General features: G+C 44.4%; 8 protein-coding genes. 6 read left to right on the forward strand and 2 right to left on the reverse strand.

The window, feature by feature from the left end:
- The 6 genes from O9324_RS10020 to O9324_RS10045 all read left to right on the forward strand — a co-directional run.
- The coding region (locus tag O9324_RS10020) for an RNA-guided endonuclease InsQ/TnpB family protein (protein ID WP_288140108.1) at positions 1 to 764 on the forward strand (764 nt) is incomplete at its 5' end.
- Positions 765 to 893: 129 nt separating this feature from the next.
- On the forward strand, positions 894 to 2,762 hold the full coding sequence (locus tag O9324_RS10025) for a cation:proton antiporter (protein ID WP_288140109.1): 1,869 nt from the start codon (positions 894 to 896) through the stop codon (positions 2,760 to 2,762).
- Between the two features lie 240 nt (positions 2,763 to 3,002).
- On the forward strand, positions 3,003 to 3,257 hold the full coding sequence (locus tag O9324_RS10030; protein ID WP_159294608.1) for a hypothetical protein: 255 nt from the start codon (positions 3,003 to 3,005) through the stop codon (positions 3,255 to 3,257).
- On the forward strand, positions 3,250 to 3,552 hold the full coding sequence (locus O9324_RS10035) for a DUF3181 family protein (protein ID WP_004161125.1): 303 nt from the start codon (positions 3,250 to 3,252) through the stop codon (positions 3,550 to 3,552). The genes O9324_RS10030 and O9324_RS10035 overlap by 8 nt, the downstream gene beginning before the upstream one ends.
- An 83-nt stretch (positions 3,553 to 3,635) precedes the next feature.
- Positions 3,636 to 4,721: an alanine dehydrogenase gene (gene ald, locus O9324_RS10040; RefSeq protein WP_288140110.1), complete on the forward strand. Its 1,086-nt coding sequence runs from the start codon at positions 3,636 to 3,638 to the stop codon at positions 4,719 to 4,721.
- A 40-nt stretch (positions 4,722 to 4,761) separates the two neighbouring features.
- Positions 4,762 to 5,541: an HNH endonuclease gene (locus O9324_RS10045; RefSeq protein ID WP_288140111.1), complete on the forward strand. Its 780-nt coding sequence runs from the start codon at positions 4,762 to 4,764 to the stop codon at positions 5,539 to 5,541.
- 125 nt (positions 5,542 to 5,666) lie between these two features.
- Here the strand turns inward: O9324_RS10045 and O9324_RS10050 are convergent, their stop codons facing one another.
- Positions 5,667 to 6,005, reverse strand: coding sequence for a XisI protein (locus O9324_RS10050; protein WP_012268251.1), 339 nt, complete (start codon positions 6,003 to 6,005; stop codon positions 5,667 to 5,669).
- Between the two features lie 65 nt (positions 6,006 to 6,070).
- Positions 6,071 to 6,329: bluetail domain-containing putative surface protein (locus O9324_RS10055; protein WP_288140112.1), on the reverse strand; the 259-nt coding region annotated here is incomplete at its 5' end.

A 6,329-nucleotide genomic window follows, 5' to 3' on the forward strand; every position in this document is an offset into this window, starting at 1 on the left:
GGCAATCTAGAGAATACCCGTCTGGGTTCGAGCCTAAACAAGCTCGAATTATCCAAAAAGCGTCGGGATTTTACGTTTCGGTTTCCTTCCAATCTACGGAATTAGTTCCCGATATGACAGTGGGGAAAACCTGTTTAGGAATTGACGCGGGGATTGAGAGTTTTGTTGCTACTTCACGGGGAGATTTAATCAAAGCCCCTCGATTTTTGTTGAAAGTACAGAGTAAGCTTAAATTGCTACAAAGACGCTTGAAACGGAAAACTAAAGGCTCTAGCAATTGGTTAAAACTTCAGGAGAAGATAGCGAGATTACATGAAAAAGTGTCTAATACTCGTAGAGATTGGCACTTTAAGTTAGCTCATTACCTTTGTGATCTTGCTGATAATATCTTTGTCGAAGATATTAACTTCATTTCCTGGTCTAGAGGGATCGTTAGAAAACAATCTCTGGATTCGGGCATCGGTAGTTTTATTAACGAGATACTACCGTTTGTCGCTTGGAAACGGGGGAAATATTATCTTAAGGTCGATAAAAACGGAACTTCCCAGGAGTGTCCGAATTGTGGCGCGATTACTGGCAAAAAGTCGTTATCAGAAAGAGTTCACCGGTGTGATTCTTGCGGCCACATTGAACCGAGAGACACGGCATCAGCGAAGGTAATCGAGAACCGAGGAAAAAACGCGGTCGGACTGACCGTGTTAGAAAACGCTCGCGGAGGCGATTTGACGGGGATCGACTGGGTTAAACCAGGTCGATCTAGTTAAAAACCTATGAACCGAGAATCTCCCGCTACACCGCGCGAGCGGTTAGCGGGGGAGAGTCAAAATTAGAATGATTAAACCCCAACCATAACCCCGCCTCGATAACCGATAGCCGATAACCGATCGCTAAACATGGATCCATCTTTCGCCCTTACTCTGCAAATTGTCATCACTGTGGTGGCGGGGATTACAGCCCAAGTCATCGCCGAATACCTGAAAGTTCCCAGTATTGTTTTCCTGCTCATTTTTGGGATTGCTTTAGGGTCCGATGGTTGGGAAATTTTACACCCCCAAAGTCTGGGAATTGGCTTAGAAGTCCTTGTTGCTCTCTCTGTGGCGATTATCCTATTTGAAGGCGGTTTAAGCCTAAGCGGACGGGAATTAGGGCGAGTTTCTGGCAGTTTACGCAACCTTGTCACCCTCGGTACTTCCATCACTCTCATCGGTGGCGGTATGGCAGCCCACTGGTTGGGGGAATTTCCCTGGCCGATCGCTTTTCTTTACGCTTCTTTAGTGGTGGTAACTGGTCCGACGGTGATCGGGCCTTTGCTGAAGCAAGTAGCCGTAGATCGGCGGGTGGCGACGCTTTTGGAAGGGGAAGGGGTATTAATCGACCCGGTGGGCGCAATTTTAGCCGTAGTGGTGCTAAATACGATTATTGATAGTCATTCCCGCCCCATGGAAATTATCACCGGTTTAACCCTACGTTTAGGCATCGGGGCGGCGATCGGCATTGCTGGAGGCGGATTGTTAAGTTTTATTATAAAAACTTGCAATTTTCTGACTTTTGAGCTAAAAAATCTCGTGGTTTTAGCGGGAGTCTGGGGGTTATTTGGTTTATCGCAATTTAGTCGCAGTGAATCGGGGTTAATGGCGGTGGTAATGGCGGGAATTGTGCTAAAAGCGGCGGCAGTTCCCGATGAGCGGTTATTAAGGCGTTTTAAGGGTCAATTAACCACTCTTTGCGTGTCGGTACTGTTTATTTTACTAGCGGCGGATCTTTCGATCGCCAGTGTGATCGCTTTGGGTTGGGGCAGCGTCCTGACCGTGTTAGTCTTGATGCTGGTGGTACGTCCCCTGAGTGTGGCTCTGTGTACCCTAAAAAGTGACCTAAATTGGCGACATAAGTTATTCATCGCTTGGGTTGCGCCTAGGGGAATAGTTTCTGCTTCTGTAGCTTCTTTATTTGCCATTTTACTCACCCGTGCCGGTATTAATGGCGGTGAAGCGATCAAAGCTTTAGTCTTTTTAACAATTTTAATGACGGTTTTTATTCAGGGATTAACGGCGCGGTGGGTGGCAAAAGGGCTAAAAATCACTTCTTCTGCGGCAACGGGGGCAGTAATCGTCGGTTGTAATCCCCTAGGTCGTTTAATCGGCTGTTTATTCCAAGAACAAGGTGAAAACGTGGTTTTAATCGATACGGATGCCGCAGCCTGTCAGCAAGCACAAGAAGAGGGTTTAACGGTGCTGCAGAGTAGCGCACTTGATACAAAAATACTGCAAGAAGCCGGCATCGAATCCATGGGGACTTTTCTAGTTTTGACTAATAATAGCGAGGTTAATCTGGTTTTAGCCCAGAGAGCTAGGGAGGAATTTCATCCTCCCCGGGTGTTGGCTGCCTTTGCGGGAACCCCCAACCCAGATAAAAATAAAGTTAATCAGGTTTTTCTGCCTAGTTTTTCGGTCAAGGAATGGAATCAGTATTTAGACGATAATCAGATTAAATTAGGTAAAACTATCTTTAAAGCCGATGATTTGAGCGAACAACAGACCAGATTAACTAAATTAATCGAAAATGGCGAACTGCTGCCCCTATTATTGCGTCGTGATAATTCCCTACAGGTAGTCACAGAAAGGGAAGAATGGCGCACCGGAGACGAATTAATCTATATTCTGCGCGATTTACGCCCACAACTGCTTAAACGTCTTTCTGGCACTGTCAGAACCCGTTTATCTTTAGAAATCTTACCCGAAGTGGAAATCGCCACCAGTAGATAAGTAAGAGGACAAAATTAACTTCTTGGTTAGGATAGGAACTCTGGCAACTTAAGGGACTTGCGTGGGAATAATATCCCAATCGATCGGAGGGCGCAAGCTTTGCGCCCCTACAGTAACGGATTTTGTCCACAATGTAGGGGCGAACTGCGTTCGCCCAAAAGGTACATTATCAAAGCGCAAGTCCCTTAGCTAAAAAAAACGGTACACTGATAACTGATAATTGATAACTGATCACTGCTTATGCCTCCCCGTTGGCCCCGTCAACCCGATCGCAAAAACGATCCCGCTTTCCGACGTTTAGATGATCGCATGAATTTCGCCGTTCATGTGGCGGCTTTTTTAGCGATTAATTCAGGGTTGTGGTTTTTTCATATTATTAAATTTTCCGATTGGACTTGGTTAAATCTGTTCACGGGAATTTGGGCTATTCTATTGGTGGGACATTTGATTTATATAGCGGCGATCGCTAACTATTCGGTAACATCCCATGGCTAACACAACTCAGGACATCGAAAATCTGGCGGCTCAAATCGGCGACAATATCTACATTGACGTGGCTAAATGGCATCTCTATCTCCGGGAAGCACATTTACACAGCGTCGTTGCCGAAAAAGTCTTCCCTTTGCTCGAAAACGACAGTTTAAGTGAGAATGCAGTCATGTCTATCCTGCGGGAGATAAAAGTCACCCTCGGAGGTGGTCATCTGCAAGTTTCCCTAGCGGATTTGTTACCCAGCAAATGTCAGATAGATTTAATCGATTTGCTCGAAGAATACCAAAAAAGTCACTAAAATTCCCGAATAGTATGCCGGATAACTCGCAGACTAGGACTAACAGGCTAAAGTAGTTAGAAATAGTCCCCCAGAAGCAAACCATGGAAATAGGTGTTCCCAAAGAGATTAAAGATCAAGAGTTTCGCGTCGGTTTAAGTCCCAGTAGTGTGCGTGTACTCAATGATCGCGGTCACAGGGTATTTGTGGAAACGGCCGCCGGATTAGGTGCCGGATTCAGCGATGAGGATTACCAAAAAGCCGGGGCCAAAATTGTGGAAAAAGCGGCCCAAGTTTGGGATAAACCGCTAGTTGTCAAGGTAAAAGAACCGCTTAAGGCAGAATACGGCTTTTTAAACAAGGATGCTCTCCTTTTCACCTATTTACACCTAGCGGCCGAGCGCCATTTAACGGAAGCATTAATCGAGTCGGGAACAACTGCGATCGCCTATGAAACGGTCGAGCTTGCCGATGGTCGCTTGCCTCTCTTAACTCCCATGAGTGTTATTGCCGGTCGTCTTTCGGTACAATTTGGGGCCCGCTATCTGGAAAAACAACAGGGAGGTAGGGGAGTTTTACTGGGGGGTTTCCCCGGGGTGAGTCCTGGACAAGTGGTTATCCTTGGCGGTGGTGTGGTGGGTACGGAAGCGGCCAGAATTGCCATCGGTATGGGAGCAAAAGTAGCTATTTTAGATATTAACGTCGAGCGCTTGGCCTATTTAGAGACTTTATTCGGTTCCCGGGTAGAATTGCTTTATAGTAGCTCGGCACAATTAGAAAATGTGGTTCCTAAGGCCGATTTATTGATTGGGGCAGTGCTAGTCTTAGGAAAACGAGCGCCGACGCTGGTTTCTCGCTCTTTAGTCGCCAAAATGAACCCTGGTTCCGTAATTGTCGATGTGGCAGTGGACCAAGGAGGCTGCGTGGAAACCCTGCGGGCCACTTCCCACAGTCAACCGACTTACCTGGAGTCGGGAGTAGTACATTATGGAGTGCCTAATATGCCTGGAGCAGTACCCTGGACGGCAACCCAAGCTTTAAATAATAGTACCCTACCCTACGTTATTAAATTAGCCGACCATGGGGTAAAAGCCTTGGATCAAGATGTTTCCCTCGCTAAGGGGTTAAATGTCGCCAATCATCGGTTAATTCATCCAGCAGTGCGCGAAGTTTTTCCCGATTTGATTTGAGCAGTAATTTCAGGGCTGATGGTGGTATTTTCCAAGGGCTATGACTAAGAATTTATGGACAAGGGATGAGCTGCTGATCGCTCTCAATTTATACTATAAATTTCCCTATGGACAATTCCATACTAACAATCCTGTTATTATCGAAGTCGCTGAAAAGTTACAGCGAACACCATCGGCCCTAGTGATGAAATTATGTAATTTTGGTTCTCTCGATCCTAGACATCAATTGCGAGGAGTACAGGGGTTAAAAGGTATCAGTAAAGCTGATCGGCAAATCTGGCAGGAGTTCGAGGATAACTGGACAGAATTGGCCCTAGAAAGTGAGGAAAAATTACAAGTTCTTTTAGGAGTTATCAACGAGCAGCAAGAGGATTTTACTAGACTTGATTTTTCGGGAAAGATCAAAACAGAAAACGAAGCAATCAGAAAAGTTAGAATCGGACAAAACTTTTTTAGAAAGACAATTTTAGCCCTATATAACTATCGTTGCTGTATTACAGGAAATCCCATTCCTCTGTTATTAACAGCTAGTCATATATTACCCTGGAGTCAATTTCCCGAACAACGTTTAAACCCTCATAATGGACTGTGCCTAGCTCGTACTCATGATACTGCTTTCGATCGAGGTTTAATTAGTTTCGATGAGGATTTAAGATTAATTATTGGCCATGAGATCGAAAAAAAGGCTCAGGATCAAGGTAGCGAGACGTTAGCACTAAATTTTATCAACTATCGCGGTAAAACTTTAAATGTTCCCGATCGCTTCTCACCAGATTTGGATTTTTTAAACTATCATCGCTATCATATATTTCAGGGCTAAAAGTACGATAAAGTCAATTAAATTCTCAATTGCATTACTTTGTTTATGATTGAGTTTGTGTAAAACACTTTTGCAATTTAAGTTTGTGTATAAAGTTTTATGTACAGATTCAACATTTCTGGTCACTAAGCCACAGCAAATCCTGTATATTTGCGTACTTTAGGATAACGAAAACCCAGGACTATATCTTCTTTGGGAATACCTGCCTCCATCAAATCAGTAGCTATGCCTTCCTCCGTTTCATCACATTGAATCCAGACTTTATCAACAACTAAGCTAAGGTGAATTGGTGTTGCATGGAGATACTTATTACCACTCCAACCGAAATCTAAAACTAGATAATGTCCTCGTTCATCATCAAATATAACCTGAGAAGTGTAGCCATCAGGTAAGGTAGCACGATAGTTAGCATGATTCTGGAGAACAGTCTTAATAATACCTTGATATTTTAATCGGGTATCCATTGCACGATTACCTCACTTTCATCATCAAAGACAATTAAAAGGGGAGAATTAATCCCCCCATCAATTTAGACAAAGAAACTATTGACTGGAATAGTGCCGAGTGCCGGTAAAGTACCCGTTAACCCGGTGAGATTAATCACCAAATCATTAGCACTTTGGAAACCCGCCGTACCGTCGTTGATGATTAGGTAAGTAGAAAAACTATTGTCCCGCACTAAAACAGCACTGTTAATTCCGAGAGCTTGATTTCCGGCTGTTGCCCCATTAGCATCGGTAAAGACGTTAGTAACAATAGTGTCAATATTAGTCGTGGTGCTATCTGTT

The organism is Microcystis sp. LE19-84.1B (assembly GCF_027531875.1).
In the GTDB taxonomy this organism is placed as follows: Bacteria; Cyanobacteriota; Cyanobacteriia; order Cyanobacteriales; family Microcystaceae; genus Microcystis; species Microcystis panniformis.

Coding starts and splice junctions, on each gene's coding strand:
- O9324_RS10050 (WP_012268251.1), bottom strand. CDS start 6,005: ATGGATACCCGATTAAAATATCAAGGTATTATTAAGACTGTTCTCCAG.
- ald (WP_288140110.1), top strand. CDS start 3,636: ATGGAAATAGGTGTTCCCAAAGAGATTAAAGATCAAGAGTTTCGCGTC.
- O9324_RS10030 (WP_159294608.1), top strand. CDS start 3,003: ATGCCTCCCCGTTGGCCCCGTCAACCCGATCGCAAAAACGATCCCGCT.
- O9324_RS10035 (WP_004161125.1), top strand. CDS start 3,250: ATGGCTAACACAACTCAGGACATCGAAAATCTGGCGGCTCAAATCGGC.
- O9324_RS10025 (WP_288140109.1), top strand. CDS start 894: ATGGATCCATCTTTCGCCCTTACTCTGCAAATTGTCATCACTGTGGTG.
- O9324_RS10045 (WP_288140111.1), top strand. CDS start 4,762: ATGACTAAGAATTTATGGACAAGGGATGAGCTGCTGATCGCTCTCAAT.